General features: G+C 67.6%; 13 protein-coding genes. 8 read left to right on the forward strand and 5 right to left on the reverse strand.

Translation table 11 applies throughout. The features are described 5' to 3' along the window. Positions 1-15 precede the first annotated feature (15 nt). Both DBZ45_RS10090 and DBZ45_RS10095 read left to right on the forward strand, forming a co-directional pair. Positions 16-1,977 carry an MFS transporter gene (locus tag DBZ45_RS10090; RefSeq protein ID WP_111903775.1) on the forward strand — a complete coding sequence of 654 codons (1,962 nt, stop codon included), beginning with the start codon at positions 16-18 and terminating at the stop codon, positions 1,975-1,977. Continuing rightward, positions 1,974-2,534, forward strand: a complete 561-nt coding sequence (locus DBZ45_RS10095; RefSeq protein WP_111903776.1) for a TetR/AcrR family transcriptional regulator — start codon at positions 1,974-1,976, stop codon at positions 2,532-2,534. The genes DBZ45_RS10090 and DBZ45_RS10095 overlap by 4 nt, the downstream gene beginning before the upstream one ends. Positions 2,535-2,655: 121 nt before the next feature. Here DBZ45_RS10095 and DBZ45_RS10100 read toward each other — a convergent pair whose 3' ends face one another. The 4 genes from DBZ45_RS10100 to DBZ45_RS10115 all read right to left on the reverse strand — a co-directional run bounded on the left by DBZ45_RS10100 (position 2,656) and on the right by DBZ45_RS10115 (position 9,361). Next, positions 2,656-3,384 (reverse strand): hypothetical protein, encoded by a 729-nt coding sequence (locus tag DBZ45_RS10100; protein ID WP_111903777.1) that lies wholly within the window; start codon positions 3,382-3,384, stop codon positions 2,656-2,658. A 195-nt stretch (positions 3,385-3,579) separates the two neighbouring features. After that, complete coding sequence (locus DBZ45_RS10105) at positions 3,580-7,059, reverse strand: ATP-binding protein (RefSeq protein WP_111903778.1); 3,480 nt, start codon at positions 7,057-7,059, stop codon at positions 3,580-3,582. After that, positions 7,056-7,910: a DUF4194 domain-containing protein gene (locus tag DBZ45_RS10110; RefSeq protein ID WP_111903779.1), complete on the reverse strand. Its 855-nt coding sequence runs from the start codon at positions 7,908-7,910 to the stop codon at positions 7,056-7,058. Before DBZ45_RS10110 ends, DBZ45_RS10105 begins: the two co-directional genes overlap by 4 nt. A gap of 2 nt (positions 7,911-7,912) precedes the next feature. Continuing rightward, a complete protein-coding gene (locus tag DBZ45_RS10115; RefSeq protein ID WP_111903780.1) occupies positions 7,913-9,361 on the reverse strand; it encodes a DUF3375 family protein in 1,449 nt (482 codons plus the stop codon). Between the two features lie 320 nt (positions 9,362-9,681). On the opposite strand from DBZ45_RS10115, the gene DBZ45_RS10120 reads away from it, so the two are divergent. The 3 genes from DBZ45_RS10120 (at position 9,682) to DBZ45_RS10130 (ending at position 13,344) form a co-directional block, all read left to right on the forward strand. Further along, positions 9,682-9,984 carry a hypothetical protein gene (locus tag DBZ45_RS10120; RefSeq protein ID WP_111903781.1) on the forward strand — a complete coding sequence of 101 codons (303 nt, stop codon included), beginning with the start codon at positions 9,682-9,684 and terminating at the stop codon, positions 9,982-9,984. Between the two features lie 178 nt (positions 9,985-10,162). Beyond that, on the forward strand, positions 10,163-12,136 hold the full coding sequence (locus tag DBZ45_RS10125; RefSeq protein ID WP_111903810.1) for an acyl-CoA dehydrogenase family protein: 1,974 nt from the start codon (positions 10,163-10,165) through the stop codon (positions 12,134-12,136). A gap of 236 nt (positions 12,137-12,372) precedes the next feature. Continuing rightward, the gene (locus DBZ45_RS10130) at positions 12,373-13,344 is read left to right on the forward strand and encodes a YrzE family protein (protein WP_111903782.1); all 972 of its coding nucleotides are present in this window, start codon (positions 12,373-12,375) and stop codon (positions 13,342-13,344) included. Positions 13,345-13,391: 47 nt separating this feature from the next. Here DBZ45_RS10130 and DBZ45_RS10135 read toward each other — a convergent pair whose 3' ends face one another. Beyond that, positions 13,392-13,808, reverse strand: coding sequence for a YchJ family protein (locus DBZ45_RS10135; protein WP_111903783.1), 417 nt, complete (start codon positions 13,806-13,808; stop codon positions 13,392-13,394). 218 nt (positions 13,809-14,026) lie between these two features. Between DBZ45_RS10135 and DBZ45_RS10140 the strand changes: the two genes are divergently transcribed. The 3 genes from DBZ45_RS10140 to DBZ45_RS10150 all read left to right on the forward strand — a co-directional run bounded on the left by DBZ45_RS10140 (position 14,027) and on the right by DBZ45_RS10150 (position 16,816). Further along, complete coding sequence (locus tag DBZ45_RS10140; RefSeq protein ID WP_111903784.1) at positions 14,027-14,830, forward strand: hypothetical protein; 804 nt, start codon at positions 14,027-14,029, stop codon at positions 14,828-14,830. A gap of 121 nt (positions 14,831-14,951) precedes the next feature. After that, positions 14,952-15,956 carry an aldo/keto reductase family protein gene (locus DBZ45_RS10145; RefSeq protein ID WP_111903785.1) on the forward strand — a complete coding sequence of 335 codons (1,005 nt, stop codon included), beginning with the start codon at positions 14,952-14,954 and terminating at the stop codon, positions 15,954-15,956. Positions 15,957-15,964: 8 nt separating this feature from the next. Next, on the forward strand, positions 15,965-16,816 hold the full coding sequence (locus DBZ45_RS10150) for an SDR family oxidoreductase (protein WP_111903786.1): 852 nt from the start codon (positions 15,965-15,967) through the stop codon (positions 16,814-16,816). Positions 16,817-16,862: the final 46 nt, after the last annotated feature.

Genomic DNA, 16,862 nt, shown 5'->3' on the forward strand with positions numbered 1-16,862 from the left:
AAAGGTCTGCAGCACATGACAGCACCCCCTGCCCCGAAGCCAACCCGCAGCGCGTCCGCCATCACCACGGTCCTGGCGCTCAGCGGCACGCTGGTGGCACTCATGCAGACCCTGGTGGTGCCGCTGCTGCCCGACTTTCCGCGGATCCTTTCCGTCACGCCTGACGACGCATCCTGGCTGGTGACGGCCACGCTCCTCGCCAGCGCCGTCGCCACGCCGATCGTGTCCCGCAGCGCCGACATGTACGGCAAGCGGAAGATGATGGTCATCTGCCTGGCCATCATGGTGGCCGGTTCGGTCATGGCTGCCCTGGGCGGAACCTTCCTGTGGCTGATCATCGGACGGGCGCTGCAAGGGTTCTCCGCATCACTGATCCCGGTGGGCATCAGCATCATGCGCGATGAACTGCCGAAGGAAAAGATGGGCTCCGCGGTGGCACTCATGAGCGCCACCCTGGGCATCGGCAGCGCCATGGGCCTGCCGCTCGCCGGCCTCCTCTATGAAAGCCTCGGCTGGACGTCCATTTTCTGGGTCTCCGCGGCCGCCGGCGTACTGCTGCTACTGGCGGTTGTGCTCGTGGTTCCGGAGTCCAGGGTGCGCACTCCCGGCCGCTTCGACTATGCGGGCGCGCTGGTGCTCTCCGCCGCGCTGGGATCATTGCTCCTGGCCATCTCCAAGGGCGGCACCTGGGGCTGGGGCTCGGAACCCGTGCTGCTGCTGTTCCTCGCGGCGGCGCTGCTGCTGGCCGTCTGGATTCCCTACGAGCTCAGGGTGGGCCAGCCCATGGTGGATCTTCGCACCACGGCGCGGAGGCCTGTGCTGATGACCAACCTCGCGTCACTGCTGATCGGTTTCGCGATGTTCGCCAACATGCTCCTGACCACCCAGCAGCTCCAGCTCCCCGCTGCCACAGGTTACGGCTTCGAACTGAACGTCATCACGGCCGGCCTCTGCATGGTGCCGTCCGGACTGGCCATGGTGGTGTTCGCCCCGGTGTCCGGCGGCATCATCCGGCGCTTCGGCGGAAAGTCCGCCCTGTTGGCCGGCGCCGGAGTGATGATCGTCGGGTATGTGGGCCGGGTCTTCTTCTACGACTCCATCACCTGGGTGATCATTGGTTCCACCGTGGTGAGCGTCGGCACGGCTATCGCCTATGCCGCGATGCCAACACTGATCATGGGTGCCGTCCCGATCACGGAGACCGCCTCCGCCAACGGCCTCAACAGCCTGGTCCGCTCCATCGGCACGTCGACCTCCAGCGCCGCCGTCGCCGCAGTGCTGACCTCGGTCACCATTCCGCTCGGCGCCGCCCGGCTGCCGTCGTTCGATGCTTTCAGGGACGTGTTCTGGATGGCCGCCCTGGCGTCCGCCGCCTCTGTCCTCGCCGCCATCTTCATTCCCCGCGTCACCACGCACCGCCCGGCCGCGCCGGCGGCAGCGGAGCTCGTGGTGCAGGGCCGCGTCCTGGCACCCGACCACCGCCCGCTTACTCCCGCCGTCGTCACCGTCCTCCAGACCGGGGGCGAACCGGTGGACTGGAGCCGCGTGGACACCGACGGCAACTATTCGGTGGCGCTGCCTGGGGCCGGGAAGTACCTCGTGGTGGCCAACGCGGCGGGCTGGGCGCCGATGGCGGAGGTCTTTGATTTCGACGGGCGCACGCTGAAGCAGAACTTCCTCCTGCAGCAGCGGCTGGAGATCAGGGGCCGGGCGGCCATCGGCCGCGAGCCCGTGACCGGCGCCGTGGTCACGCTGCTGCACGCCACCGGGGAGCACGTGGACACCGCAAGGACGGACGACGACGGCGTGTACACACTTCCGCTGCCCGCCGCCGGACGCTACATAGTGGCTATGCTTCATCCCGTGACTCATCAAGCCGTGGCGCGGAAGCTCGCCGTCGACAACCGGTCCGTGACCGTGGACCTTTCAGCCGCCCCTCTTGGGGAACGGACGGGCGGGGAGCCGGTGCGCGCATGAGCAGCCCCAGCCAGGAGTCCATCCTCACCGCGGCGGGCCGGCTGTTCGGCGAACGCGGCTACCGGGCCGTGACGGTCAGGGACATCGCCGCTGAGGCCGGGGTTTCGGCGGCCCTGGTGATGAAACTGTTTATCTCCAAGGCCAAGCTGTTCGCAGCGGTGCAGCCGGACGAGTCGCTGCTCACCGAACTTTCCGTCCCGGCCTCCGAGCTCGGCGGCGCCCTGGTCTTCCGAGTGCTGATGCGCCGGGAACGCGGCATGCACGAGCCGTGGGCCATTATTCCGATCAATGTTCACGATGCCCCGGATCCCGAAGCGGCGCGGAACGAGCTGCGCGAACGCTACGTGGGCAGCATCGCACGGCTGATCGGGGATGGGACGCCGGACCGCCGCTATGCGTCGACTGTCACCGCGCTGATGACCGGCTTCGGCGAAACCGTGCGGACCCTGGGACTCTTCGACGGCTGGGACTTTGACGAGCTGGTGGCCTACTACGGCGGGATCGTGCAGGCGCCGATCGACGCCTGCACGGCCGCACACTCCCCAACCGCCCCCTGACCTCGCAAGGCCATTCCGGCTCCCTGCCCTCGCAAGCTCGGGCCGGGGCCCTCGCCGGATCGGCTCCACGGCCAGGGAACCCGGCGGTCGTGGCCCCAGCTCAACCTGCGGAAAGCTCGGGTTACGTGTAGGAGATGCTCAGCAGCAGGGCCTTGAGGGCCTGCCCTTCGGCGCCTGCCAGCCAGGACTTGGCGGCGGCGTCATTGGCGAACGGCTTTTCGATGAACTTCACGTCGGCCAGGATGACACCGTCCCCGGCCCGGATGAGCCCGTCGAGCGCGTTCCCCTGCCCTGACTTGGGAGCCCCTGCTGCCAGGTGCATCCGGTAGGTCGCGTTGCTGTCCATCCGGTCCACGTAGAACCCATAGTGGGCCGCCGGCGCGGGCTGTGCCGCAAGTCCCGGTACCGGAGCGGACTCGAAGACGGTGCGGGTCACCGGGTGGGAGACGCCGTCGGCGATCCGGCCGGAGTACACGGTGGCCTGCTCGGTGCCGCTCGCGTCGACGACCGTCGCCGTGGCGGACTCTGACGGTGACCCCCCGCCCGTGAACAGCTCAACCTTCCAGTCGCCCGGGTATTTAAAGGACACGTGGCCGTTCGGGAACGTGTACGTCTTCAGCTCGGCAGGCGCAGGAGCGGACGACGGCGTGGTTCCCGGCGTCGCTGCACCGCCGGCACCGTCGCCGGCAGCGGTGGAGCCTGAAGGGCTCGGTGATGCCGGCGCCGTCGCGGAAGCAGCCGCGGACGATGACGACGGGGCCGCCGACACCACGGCCCCGCAGCCGGCCAGGGCGAAGGCGGCGGCGGCAGCAAGGACAGAGACGACGGGGGCGCGGAACGCAGGGCGCATGATGATGCCTTTCGTGATGACGCCGTCAAGCTCCGAAGGGGCTGCTCTGCCCGCCGCATGGGAGTGTCCAAGACCCTGTGGAGCGCTTGGCGAAGACTGGTGGAGTCACCACAATGGCATGCCAAAACTGCCCGCCACTAGGGCCAGAACAATAAATCCATCGATTTGTTATAGACCGCGCGAAAGCGTTATGGACTAGCGCAGCACGATATCGACGGGATTGGCCTCGGACCGCCACTGCCCTTCTGTGCCCGGTTTCGGGGTGATAACGGGGGCAGTGAGGACGCCGGAGCGGTTGGTGCGCCTGTCCCGCAGAATCTCCGTGACCGAGCCCAGGTGCCGGGACAGGTCGATGACGTTCTCGGGTGCCGCCAGGAGCAGCTGGAAGCCGAATTCGTGCAGCGCCTTGATGCCTGCGCCGGCGAATTCCTCGGAGGCCAGCACGAATGCCTCGTCCATCATCACTGTGCCATACGTGGTGAAGCCCTGCTCGGCGATGCCCAGCTGGTAGCTCAGCGCCGCGGCCATGATGAACGCGGTGAACCGCTGGCGTTCACCGCCGGACATGGAGCCGGTGTCGGCGTGCATGAAGACGTCTGTTCGCTTGCCGCCCTTCTTCCCGGGGGCGTCCACCTCGCGGTGCTCCTTGCACTGGATGAACAGGTGGCCGCGCACGTCCAGGACCTCCGCCCGCCAGCGCCGGTCCTCGGGAGTCTGCGACCCCAGCCGCTTCACCAGCGTCTCCAGGGACTTGTAGCGGGCGGTCAGTTCGGCGTCGTCATTCTGGCCGGCGTGGGCGGTGTCCGCCTTGGCTGCCTCTGCCTTGGCCGGCCGGACATGCCGGGTCTTCAGCGCGTTCTGGATGGCGTCCTTGAACTGCTTGGCCGTGGCCGGGAGGGTCTGCTTGATGTCGAGTTCCAGGTAGCTGCCCTCGTGGAAATTCACGTCGGACAGGATGCCGTTCAGCGGCAGGATCCTGCTGGTGATGGACCGGCGTTCCTCGTCGAGCAGGTGGAGCAGCGTGCTGAACGACTCGTGGGTGCGCTGGTTGAAGAACTGCCGGAACTCGGCCTCCTGCGCCGGCAGCCCGTCATTGATGATCGCGTGGTAGCGGGCTTCGAACTCGCCGACGGCGCCGATGGACGTGCCGTGGTCGGCCGAAATGGCGGTGCCCCAGTCGCGGACGAAGCCTTCGAAGATCCGGGTGAGCCGCTCCGACGTTGCCTGGGCCCCGGACTCTGCACTGTGCAGGTCACCGAGCAGCTGGGCCCGCACCCGGCCGGCAAGGTTGTCCAGCTCATGCATTTCCGTGACGTCGCCGAATTCGGCGAAGTACGGCGCCAGGGCCGCGGAGGTGGAGTCCGACGGCGGTGCCTGATTCAGGCGGAGGCGCGCGGCTTCCAGCAGCGAATCGGAGGCGGTGAGCTGCTGGTCCAGCGCCTTGTATTCGCTCTGCAGCACCGCGGCAGCCTCGGTGCTGGACTGGTGCTTCTGGCGCGCCGCCTCGATGTTGGCGCGGAGCGGTTCGAGGTCCGCCTGGGCGGCGAGGGCGTCCCTGAGCCGCTGTTCAATCCTGGCAAGCTCGTCTGCCGCTACTGCGGCCGAGACCTGCTCCCACGGGCGGTTGTCTCCGGCCACTTTGCGCAGCGCGTCGAGCTGCCGGGACATGCCCTGGTGTGATTCCTCGCGGCTTTGGGCCAGCTGTGCGGCCTTGGCCAGTTCCTGGCGCAGGTCCTCCACCTGTCCGGCCACGAGCTCCAGCTTGGAGGCATTGTCGAACCCGAGGACGTAGTCCTGCCGGCTGGTGAACCGGTCGTCCTTCTCCACGGTGTGCCGGTTGCGCTTGACCACTCCGCCGAGGCTCAGGCCCTTGTCCAGGGCCGCAAGCTCGTCGGGGTTCTCCACGCACGGGTACGCGAAGTCGAGGGCGATCCGCTCACGGATCCACACGCTAGCCTGTGCGGCGGACCCGCCCTTTGCCCCGGTGGTGAGGATGTCCAGCTTGGTCAGCAGGTCGCCGTCGGCCACGTCCTCCACTGCGAGCGCCGCCCCGGTGAGCGGCTTGGACACGTCCACCGCGCGCAGTGCGCCGCGGACGGTGTGGTTGTTCAGGTAGCGGGTGACCGCTGCGAAGTGCTCGCCCGGGACCAGCAGCGTGGTGGCCAGGTTCCGCAGGGCACGTTCGGCGGCGGGGCGCCAGTGCTCCTGGCCTTCGGCGAGGTCGATCAGCTCGCCGCCGAACGGCATCTGCTCCTCGGGGACGCCGGTAGCGGCCGCAATCGCGGCCCGGTTTTCAATGCTCGACGGCGGCAGCAGGGACTTGCGCGTTTTCAGCGACACAAGCTCCTGCTCGGCCGCGGCAAGCTCGCGCTTCTTCGTGGCGTGGGCGTCGAAGGCCTCGAAACGGAGCTCCTGCAGGGCCGCGGAGTCGTCCTTCAGTTCAGCGGAGCGGGTGGCCGCCTGCTCGTGGGCCTGCTCCCAATCCTCAGCGGTCCATTCGAGGTCCAGGCCGGCGTCGGTCAGCGCCTGTCGGGCCGCCTCCTCCACCTGCTGGCGGAGCTTCAGCCCCACCCGGGCGTTCTCCAGGGACTGCTCGATCGAGGAGATGGCGTTGCCGCCCTGGTTGTTGTACTCCGCCTCCAGCTGCCGGAGCTCCTTGGCCAGGCCGTCCCGCACGCCGCGTTCGGCCGCGAGCTCCTTGGCCTTTGCCTGGGCGAGCGCCTTGAAGCGGGCGAGCGTTGTCTCGTGCACGGTGACAGCAAGCTGCTGCCGGTAGGCCTCGAACTCCTCGCCCGCGAGTTCACGGATCCGGTTGGCGTCGAGCAGGGACTGGGCGTACTCCCGGTTCAGCCCCGGGACGGGGGCCAGCTGGTCGCGCTGCTGCCGGACGTCCTCCAGCCGCTGCCGGATGGACATGAGGTTGCTGAATTCCTCGACGACGTCGTCCGCCGCCGCCAGGGTGGCCGGCGCATCCAGCACCTGGTCGCGGAAGAACGTGTTCACGCTGCCACCCAAGCCCTTGCCGGCCTGGATGACGCGGAGCAGGGGCAGCGCCTGGTCGGAGTTGATGCCCAGGAGCCTGCGGAACCGCTCCGCGAAGGCCTTGTGCACGTCAAAGACCTGGGCGTCCGGGAAGATGTTTTCCAGCGCAGCCCTGGTGAACCGCTTCTCGGCAATGTCCTCGATGGCGGCGAGGTCCAGCGGCCTGTTGTCGATCAGGTAGTACCGGCCGACGCTGGACTCCGTGCCGTTCTTCGGCAGGTCAAACAGGGCCGACACCGTCACCTTGGTGCCCGCGGCGTTGTCGAACGTCAGGGCGACGGCGGACCAGGTGGCACCGGGGCGCTGGAATGCACTGGCCGAGCCCTCGCCGACGGCCTTGTCCCCCACCTTGCCGCGCATGTACGTGAATGTGGTCCGCTTGTCCTCCACGGCGCCCGAACGCTGGGCTGCTGCCTCATTGGAGCGCGGGCGGGCATCGAAGACCCGCAGCATGGCGTCGAACAGCGTCGACTTGCCGACGCCGGAGTTGCCGGTGAGCAGGGTGCCGTTGCGGTCCACGTGCATGGTGTGGGCGCCATGGAACGTACCCCAGTTGACCACCTGCACCAGGGCCAGGCGCATCTGGCCCGGGTTAACGACGTCACCCAGCGGAAGCATGCTCGCAATACTCACTTGGCTGCCTCCTCAGCCGGTGCCGGTTCGGGGGACGTCGACGGCATGTCACCTTCCGATTCGTCCTCAGGGTCTTCGTCGCCACCGGGCTTGTCGACGTCGAGCTCTATTAGGGGTTCTGTGCCTGACTGATCTGCTGTGGCAGCCACCAGGGCTTCGATTTGGGCGGTAATGTCGCCTATGTTGTCGAAGGGGAGGGCCAGGGGCAGGGCGTTGGAGATCGTGTAGACGTCGTCCAGGCCGGTGGAGAGCAGGAGCTGGCGGGCGAGGAGCTTCGTTATTGCGCGGTTCACTACGTCCGAGTCGCGCAGGGCGTCCTGCTGGCCTGCCGGCTGGTAGTGGGCCACGAGCTCGGCGATTTCTTCCCGCGTGATGGTGGGGTCCGTCTGGGCCGTGACGTGGCGGTCCAGCAGGAGCCTCAGGCGCAGCAGCACGATGGTTTCCACCCGGCTGAGGGCACGCTGCTGGCGCAGGATGCTGGAGCGGGCGCTGCCGCCGATGGCTTCGGGGTCGACGGGACGCAGAACAGCGATCTTTTTCTCGTGGTCCAGCTGCAGCGTGAGGAACAGCTCGGAGAGCCGGCTGCGCAGGATCAGCTGGTTGTCCAGCAGCGTTGTCCAGAGTCTCTCGTCCCGGCCGCCGTCAACGTACGGGCCCTTCAGTAGCTTCACGAGTGCCTGGCGCACCTTCATGGGAAGCACCCCTGTATCCCCAGGGAAAAGAGCGGCGCCGTCCACAAACGTGTCACGGGGGCTGACAGAGCCGTTGATTGAGCTAGTCGAAATCGCGGGGGTTTCGGCAGGCTCAACCAGCGGGGCCGATGCGTCCGCCGTCGTAATCTCTTCAGTCATCGCTAATCCTTTTTGAGCGTTACCACCGGCAGGTACGCCTTGCGGGTGGTGCCGTCTATCTGTTCGAAGTCGAGGGCCTCCCACGCCAGCTGGTCAAAGCCGGCGCCGGTGTGGAGTGCGTGCGAGAGGAGCGCCCGAATGGAGTTGATGTGCTGTTCCTCCGGCGGCAGCTGCTCCCACGCCTCGGCGAGGGTCGAGGCGCCCGCTGCCGCGGCGCGGATCGCCTCCGGCCTGGCCTTGGCGGTCCTGGGCGAGCGGACCCGGTCCGAGTCGCTGAACGCGATGGGATCGGCGAGCTTGGGCGGGGCAGCAAACTCGTCCGGGTCGAAAAGCTTGACCATGGCGAGGGATTCGAAACCTGCGTTGAAGAGAACCGGACCCCGGACCAGGCCAGGCCGTTCGCGCTCGTAGGGCATTGACCGGATGGCCTGTTCCGCCTCGCGCAGCACCTTGCGGAGCCGCACCGACTGACGGAAATCGTCGCTCTGGACGTAGGTGTTCAGGCTCTCGCTGAGCTTGCCGTAGATGCGCTGGATCTGGCTGTGCTGCTGCCGGAGCTCCGCCACCAAATTTTTCAGGGTTTCCCGGTCCTCCGGCGAAAGGTCGTCCGCGAACTGCCGGCTTAGCACCTCGCCGATGGCGGACCGGAAGCGCAGCTGCTGCTGCGGGTCCTCGAGGAAAGCGGTAAAGGAACGGAAGGTCCTGCCCTCCGGGCTTTGGCGCAGCCGCTTGTCCGCCTCAAGAACCTGGGCCATCGTGGCGCCCTTGGTCAGGGACTCCTCGATGATCTGGTTCCGGAGCTCGCCCACGAGCTCCTCGATCCGGTCACGCATTTTCTTGTAGTCCGCGGGCAGGCTGGCAGCGAGGTCCAGGATGTTGCCGGCCGCCTCGACGGCCTGGTCGTCGTCGAGGAGGCCGTCGAAGTCACCTGAGCTGATGTCCTCGATCAGCTGCTTCCGCTCCCCGATCTCCTCCTCGAGCGCTTCCAACCGGGCACTCTGGTCCGGGTTGGTCTCGTTGGCGAGCTTCTCCACGTCGCCCAGCAGCGTGCCCAGCCGGGACCCGTTGAGCGTGGACCTTTCGCTGGAGAGGCTGTCCAGGAACGCCAGCACGCGCGCGGCCGGCTCGGTGACCTCGTAAACGATCTGCCCCGACTGGTTCCGGCGCGTCAGGAACTGCTTGCGGGTCCACTCATCGCCGAAGGACTTCCCGTTGGCATGGCCGCCCAGCCCCGGGTCCTGGCGGCGCAACTGCTCGAGGAAGGAGTCGACGTCGGCATGGAATTCTTCCAGCGGAAGCTGCGGCCGGGTGCGGGTGAAGGATGCCTGCAGGACGGCGATCACCCAGGGGGCGGAACGGGTGAGGGCCCATGCGGGCCCCTTGGTGAGGAGCTCAAGGTCCCTGAGCCTGGCGCTGATCGCGTCAGCGGAGGACGTAGTGGACCGGGGCACACACACTCCTTCGGCAGCTTGGGGATGGTCTGGGCAGCGGAAACCCGAAAACTGCCAACTACAAGGTTAACGCAGAGCCCCGGCCGGCCCGCGCCGCGGTTCCCGAGAACCCCGGAGGCGGCTCCGCGCGCCGGTCAGGCAACGTTACGCATGTGACAGCCGAGGTTTTCGCAATCACTCCGTGACCTACGGCGCGGTATTGTCTCGATCCCGTATCAACGCGGCCACAGCACGGCCGGGGCGCTAGAGGAAGCTTCGCCCATGGCCCTAGTCTCGAGCTACTGATCTGATCCATCCGCAGCAACGGCGCAGGGGGAAGCATGCAGTTCGACTTGAGCGCAGTGGAGACAGGCACCTTGGTGTTCATCGGGACACTGATGGTTGCCTTGGCACTTGTCCTCTTCGTGGCGGTGGCGGCATTCGCCGCCCTCGTCCTGGTGGGCGTGGGGAGGCTGGCCTGGGTGGTCATTGCCGGGGCCCTGCTCAGGGCCGTCCACGGGATCAACCACGCCTGGGACAGCCTGGTGCACCACGCCTCTGCGGTCGAATTTCCCGCGGAGTTTCAGGGGCAGCCGGCCCCTAGCACCGGAACCTACCCGCGGGTAGCATTGAGGGACAGCTGAAGGGTTCTCCACCCGCGGCGGACCCAGGGCTTTGAGCCGGTCATCCGGTCAGAGGAGATGCCCCGTGAGCTCCGCCACTGACAGCCAGGCAACTGATCGCCAGGCCCCTGACAGCAGGGCTGGTCACAGCACAGCCACAGCAAACCCGGCTGCGGACGGCACTGGCGCCATCCCGCCCGTGGACAGTCCCGCGTCCGAAACACCCGTTGCTCCGGAGAAGATCGGCGCGGGGGCGTCCGCAGAGGATGCCCGCGCCATCGCCGAGGCAGCACGCGAGACCGAGTGGGCCAGGCCCAGCTTCGCCAAGGGCCTGTACCTCGGCAGCTTTGACCTGGCACTCATCCATCCCTGGCCCGCCGCCAAACCCGATGACGTGGAACGCGGCGAGGCCTTCATGGCACGGTTGACGGAATTCTGCCGCACCATGTCCGGACGGATCATTGAGCGCGACGCGAAAATTCCCGACGAGTACCTCCGCGGCCTGGCAGAGCTGGGCGTGTTCGGCATGAAAATACCGCAGGAGTACGGCGGCCTGGGCCTCTCCCTGGTCTACTACGGGCGGGCGCTGGCGCTGCTGGGATCGGTGCACCCGAGCCTGGGCGCCCTGCTCTCGGCCCACCAGTCCATCGGCGTGCCGGAGCCGGTGAAGGTATTCGGTACCCCCGAGCAGAAACGCAGGTACCTGCCGCGCTGCGCGGAGGGTGCGGTTACCGCGTTCCTGCTGACCGAGCCCGACGTCGGCAGCGACCCTGCACGGATGGGCAGCACCGCTGTCCCCAGCGCCGACGGCGGGTCTTACGTTCTGGACGGCGTCAAACTCTGGACCACCAACGGCGTCATCGCCGAGCTCGTGGTGGTGATGGCAGTGGTGCCCCAGCATACGGACGCGGACGGCGCCGTCCATAAGGGCGGCATCACCGCGTTCGTGGTGGGAATGGACTCCCCGGGAATCACGGTGGAGAACCGGAACACCTTCATGGGCCTGCGTGGCATCGAGAACGGGGTGACCCGGTTCCACCAGGTCCGGGTGCCGGCCGCCAACAGGCTCGGCCGTGAAGGCCAGGGTCTGAAAATTGCGCTCACCACGCTGAACACCGGCAGGCTCTCCCTGCCCGCGCTGTGCGTGGCGACGGGCCGCTGGAGCCTCAAGATCGCGCGGGAATGGTCCAATGCCCGCACCCAGTGGGGCCGACCGGTGGGCAAGCACGAGGCAGTCAGTAAGAAGATCGCATTCATCGCTGCCACGGCCTTCGCCCTGGACGCCGTATTCGAGCTCTCCGCGGAGATGGCCGACGCCGGGCAGAAGGACGTCCGCATTGAGGCGGCCCTGGCCAAGCTGTGGTCCACCGAGATCAGCTACCGGATCGCGGACGAACTTGTGCAGATCCGCGGCGGCCGCGGCTTCGAGACGGCCGAATCGCTCGAGGCCCGCGGCGAGCGGGCCGTCCCCGCCGAGCAGCAGCTGCGCGACCTGCGGATCAACCGCATCTTCGAGGGCTCGTCCGAGATCATGCGTTTGCTGATAGCCCGCGAGGCCGTGGACGCCCACCTCGCCGCAGCCGGGGACCTGGCCTCCGCGGAGGCGAGCCTTCCGGACAAGGCGCGGGCCGCCGTCGGAGCCTCCGGCTTTTACGCAAAATGGCTGCCCAAACTGGTGGCCGGCGCCGGCATGGATCCGCGGTCCTACAGCGATTTCGGGCGGCTGGGAAAGCACCTCCGTTTCGTGGAGCGGTCCTCGCGGCGGCTAGCCCGGCAGACCTTCTATGGCATGGGCCGCTGGCAGGCCAGACTGGAACACAAGCAGGCCTTCCTTGGCCGGATCGTCGATATTGGAGCCGAGCTGTTCGCCATGGCGGCCTGCTGCTCGCGCGCCGAGATGCTGCTCCGGACCGCACCTGAACGAGGCGCCACCGCGTTTGAACTGGCCGACGCCTTCTGCGAGCAGGCACGCGTCCGGGTGGACGAATATTTCGACCAGCTGTGGCGCAACACCGACGATGGCGACCGCGACCTCGCGCGCAAGGTGCTCGCCGGCGACTACACGTGGCTGGAGGCCGGCGTGCTGGACCAGTCCGAAGGAACCGGGCCGTGGATCGCCGATGCCTCCGCGCGCGAGTCGACCAAGGAGAACTTGCACCGCGCCTACCGCTGACCGCACCAGCCGCCTGGCACCTGGACACCCGACGCCTGGACACCCGAACACCGGCTCTGACCGCCCACGCCGCCTGCGACAAGGGGAGACGCGCCAAAACCAAGATACTAAGCATCCTTGCTAATGCCCATTGAACGGAGTTAGCTAGAAACTGAGGCCAGTGCCTTGGCCTCAGGCATTGCGTTGCCCGGCTTAGGCCCCTGAGTCCGGGTCCGTTCAATGAAAGCGAGTCGCTGATGAGCAGCCCAACCGGCTCCGGGGACAGGCGCCCCCGGCGCACCTCCCCTGAATCAGGCACGTCCGAACCCAACAGGCCCGAACGCACCAGGCCTGAACACAGCGCGGCAGAGCCCTCCCCTGCCAACTACAGCACCACGGAGCACAGTTCAGCAGACGCTCCCACGGAGGCAACTCCGGTCTACGACGCCACCCAGACCCGGCGTTCCGCCGCCCGCCCCAGTGCCGCAAGCACTGGCGCCACCAGCACCGGCGCCTCGACGGACACGCACACGCGGGCCCTCAACACCACGGACGCGGACACTCCGTACGCCGAGCGCGACTACACACCCGACACTGAACGGGACGACCGCCCGGACAAGGCACGCTCCGATGACCCGGCCTTTGCCACCCGGGAAATGGCCGCGGCCCGCGAGAAGGAGGCGTTCGGCGGCATCAAGATTGGCTCGGCGTTCTTTGGCTGGCTGGCCGCCACGGGCATGGCCGTGCTGCTGACCGCCCTGGTCGCCGCGGCCGGCACCGCGGTGGGACTTGCCACGAACACGGACGTGAACGCCGCCGTGGGCCGGGCAGCCTCAAACCAGACAGTGGGAATCGCGGGCATCATCGTCCTGCTGGTCATTCTCTTCGCCTCCTACTACAGCGGCGGGTACGTCGCCGGCAGGATGGCCCGGTTCAATGGCGCGAAGCAGGGGTTCGCCGTGTGGATCTGGGCCCTGATCGCGGCTGTGCTGGTGGCCGTGCTCGGCATGATCGCGGGCGAGCAGTTCAATATCCTGGCCCAGCTGAACAGCTTCCCGCGGATTCCAGTCAACGAAGGCCAGGTGACCACCACCGGCCTCATTGCCGCCGTCGTGGTCGCCCTGGTGGCACTGGTGGGCGCCGTCCTGGGCGGCATGGCCGGCATGCGCTTCCACCGCAAGGTGGACCGCGCCGGTTTCACTCCCACGGCCGATTACGAGGAGCACTGAATCACAAAGACAAGTGACCTGCGGCTGGGCGCGGCCCGCGGGTTTCGCTACCGGTAGAGCGGGACGGCGACTGCGACTGCGTCTATGTAGTACCAGCTCCGGTCCACCCTGAGGAAGCGGCTGGTTTCGTGGTGGACGCCCCGCACGCCGTCCTGACGAAAGTGCGCCTTGAACTCCACGGTGCCTTCGGTGTCGAGCGGGCCGCCCCGCTCCACGGAGAGGATGTCCAGCCGCCGCCATTCCAGGCCCGGATCAATTTCCAGCTCCGAAGGCCGGGTGCTGGGATGCCATGTTTTCAGGAGGTAATCGGCATGGAGCAGGACGAAGGCGGAGTAACGGGAACGCATCAGCTGCTCGGCGGTGGCTGCGTCTGCCGAGCCGGAGTGGAACCGGCCACAGCAGTCCGCGTACTGCTCGCCCGAAAGGCACGGGCAGTTACCGGAGAAGGGTTCTGGTTCAGTCATGGCATCCCTGGGAACGTGGCGGTCACTTGCTGAATCAGCCTATCGCCGCCTGCGTAAGGCCGCGTCCTATAACAGCTTTGAAACAACAGTTGCCGCTACTTGCCATGCGGGCATGTCGGCAGTAAATAGTCCGTATGGTGGTTAGGGGCTGTTTTCCGGCGTAATCACCGGCTCGATCACTGGGGGACGAGCCGGGCGCCGATGGTAAGGAGGGTGAAGTGGAAGATCCGACAACGATTGCACTGAACCTGACATTTTTGGGCACCCTGGGCGTTGCCTTCCTCATGTTCATCGGACTGTGCATCAGTGTCATGCTCACACTGGTGATTGCAGGGCTGGGACGCCTTGTCGCGCTGATCGTGATGGCGCTGTTCGGCCGCCTCCCCAAGAACGAGACCATAGAGATCGTGCGGCTCGCCGCGGACGGCCGCCCGCTGCCCGCCAGGGCGGAACCGGAGCCGGCAAAAGCCAACGCGAAAAAGTCCCCCAAGGCCCCCCGCCCGGTCCGCGAACCCCGCGCACCGATCGACTGGAAGAAGCTCCGGACCCGCACCGGCCTCCAGGAGGCGCTCCGCAGCGCCGTCGTCCACCACCCTCTGGTGACCGCAGCCCGGCCGGTACCGCCGGTCCTCTCCAAAGGCTGGGCCGACGCCGTGGCTGCCGCCGACGCCCGCGCGGTGGCGCGCGCCCGGGCCGCCGCGCCGGATATAAAGCTCACGGTGCGGGACCTGCCGCCGCCCGACGTGGCCGCGGCCAGCGTGACGGAGGTGGCGCCGCTCGTGGAATCAGCCCTGCGACACGATGCCGTTCCGGCCGAACCCTCCGGAACGGGCGCGTCCGGAATGGGCGCGACCAACACGGGCGCCTCCAGCAAGGGTGAAACGGTCCGGTCCGCCTTGGCGCTGTCGGCCCAGCCGCCGCAGCCTGCGCGGAAACCGTCGGTTGCCGGGCATGTCACCGTCCTGGACACCGGCTCCATGACGTCGCTCGCGCAGCACCCGGACGCCCGGGCCCGCGCCTGACCGCGCTGGTTCTCCATGCCGTCAGGCGCCTGGCGCCCTCCGTTCGGCGGTGAGTGCCGGCTGCGAGATAAGCCGCCGGCATCCCTTATCCTGAGCAACCATCTCCGCTAGCGTGAAACCCATGGAATTCAGATACCTCGGAAACAGCGGCTTCAAGATTTCGGAAATCACGTTCGGCAACTGGCTCACGCATGGCTCCCAGGTGGAGAACGACGTCGCCACGCAGTGCGTGCGGGCGGCGCTGGACGCCGGCATCAGCAGCTTCGACACGGCTGATGTGTACGCCAACACCGCCGCGGAAACCGTTCTGGGCGAAGCGCTCAAGGGTGAACGCCGGCAGTCCCTAGAGATCTTCACGAAGGTGTTCGGCCCCACCGGCCCCAAGGGAAAGAACGACCTCGGCCTGTCCCGCAAGCACATCATGGAATCCATCGACGGGTCCCTTAGCAGGCTGCAGACAGACTATGTGGACCTGTACCAGGCGCACCGCTACGACTTTGAAACGCCGCTCGAGGAGACGATGCAGGCCTTCGCGGACATCGTCCGGCAGGGAAAGGCCCTGTACATCGGCGTCAGCGAGTGGACCGCTGAACAGCTTCGCAACGGCCACGCCCTGGCCCAGGAACTCGGCTTCCAGCTGATCTCCAACCAGCCGCAGTACTCCATGCTGTGGCGGGTCATCGAGGAGGAAGTGGTTCCGGCGTCGGAGGAGCTGGGCGTCTCCCAGATCGTCTGGTCACCCATGGCGCAGGGCGTGCTGAGTGGCAAGTACATGCCCGGCCAACCGCTGCCGGAGGGCAGCCGTGCCACCGACGACAAGGGCGGTGCCAAGATGATCGAGCGCTGGATGCGGGATGACGTCCTGGCGGCCGTGCAGGAGTTGCGGCCGGTCGCCGAGGAAACCGGGCTGACCATGCCCCAGCTGGCGGTGGCCTGGGTGCTGCAGAACCCGAACGTGGCCTCGGCCATCATCGGCGCCTCCCGGCCCGAACAGGTCGCCGACAGCGCCGCTGCCGCCGGAGTGCGCCTTGAACCGGACGTCCTGAAGAAGATCGACGCTGCCGTCGGCTCCCTCGCCGAGCGGGACCCGGCTAAGACAAAGTCCCCTGCAACCCGCGAGGCCTAGGAGCGCCAATGACTGATCTTCCAGACCTCGCCGTCACCGGCGCCACGGGGGTCCTGGGCGGCATGGTGGCCCGGCAGCTGTCCGACGCCGGGTTTTCCCAGCGCCTGCTGGTGCGCGACCCCCGGCGGGCGCCCGACCTGGAGGACGCCCCGGCCGTGGCGGTCAGTTACGGGGACCCCGTAATGTCGCGGCCGGCCCTGGAGGGGGTCAAGGTCCTGTTCATGGTGTCGGCGGCGGAGGCGGAGGACCGGTTGCAGCAGCATTACGCGTTCGTGGACGCCGCCGCGGAGGCCGGCGTGCAGCACATTGTGTACACGTCCTTCTTCGGGGCCGCGCCGGACTGCACCTTCACGCTGGGCCGCGACCACTACGCCACCGAGGAGCGGATCAGGGCGTCCGGTATGCGGTTCACTTTCCTGCGGGACAACTTCTACCTGGACTTCCTGCCCATGCTGGCCGGGGAGGACGGCGTCATCCGGGGCCCGGCGGGCGACGGCGTGATGGCCGCCGTCGCCCGGGAGGACATTGCCCGGTCTGCGGTGGCGGTACTTCGCGACCCGACGGTCCACGCCGGGGCAACCTACGACCTGACGGGCCCGGAGGACATCTCGCTGGCGCACGCCGCCGAAGTGCTTTCGCGTGCCACGGGCAGGACCGTCACGTACCACCACGAAACCGTGGAGGAGGCATTCGCCTCCCGTGCCTCCTACGGCGCCCCCGCGTGGCAGGTCGAGGCCTGGGTCAGCACCTACACGGCGATCGCCGCCGGCGAGCTGGCCGGGGCGACGTTGGACGTGCACGGCCTCACCGGCCGGGACCCGATGGCACTCGAGGAACTGGTGAAGCTGCCGCAGCTGTAGGGGCCCGGCTGTTGACGGTCATTTACGCGCGGCGTAAACCTGTGAG

This window comes from Arthrobacter globiformis, assembly GCF_003261175.1.
Taxonomy (GTDB): domain Bacteria; phylum Actinomycetota; class Actinomycetes; order Actinomycetales; family Micrococcaceae; genus Arthrobacter; species Arthrobacter globiformis_A.

Coding starts and splice junctions, on each gene's coding strand:
- DBZ45_RS10090 (WP_111903775.1), top strand. CDS start 16: ATGACAGCACCCCCTGCCCCGAAGCCAACCCGCAGCGCGTCCGCCATC.
- DBZ45_RS10095 (WP_111903776.1), top strand. CDS start 1,974: ATGAGCAGCCCCAGCCAGGAGTCCATCCTCACCGCGGCGGGCCGGCTG.
- DBZ45_RS10100 (WP_111903777.1), bottom strand. CDS start 3,384: ATGCGCCCTGCGTTCCGCGCCCCCGTCGTCTCTGTCCTTGCTGCCGCC.
- DBZ45_RS10110 (WP_111903779.1), bottom strand. CDS start 7,910: ATGACTGAAGAGATTACGACGGCGGACGCATCGGCCCCGCTGGTTGAG.
- DBZ45_RS10120 (WP_111903781.1), top strand. CDS start 9,682: ATGCAGTTCGACTTGAGCGCAGTGGAGACAGGCACCTTGGTGTTCATC.
- DBZ45_RS10130 (WP_111903782.1), top strand. CDS start 12,373: ATGAGCAGCCCAACCGGCTCCGGGGACAGGCGCCCCCGGCGCACCTCC.
- DBZ45_RS10135 (WP_111903783.1), bottom strand. CDS start 13,808: ATGACTGAACCAGAACCCTTCTCCGGTAACTGCCCGTGCCTTTCGGGC.
- DBZ45_RS10145 (WP_111903785.1), top strand. CDS start 14,952: ATGGAATTCAGATACCTCGGAAACAGCGGCTTCAAGATTTCGGAAATC.
- DBZ45_RS10150 (WP_111903786.1), top strand. CDS start 15,965: ATGACTGATCTTCCAGACCTCGCCGTCACCGGCGCCACGGGGGTCCTG.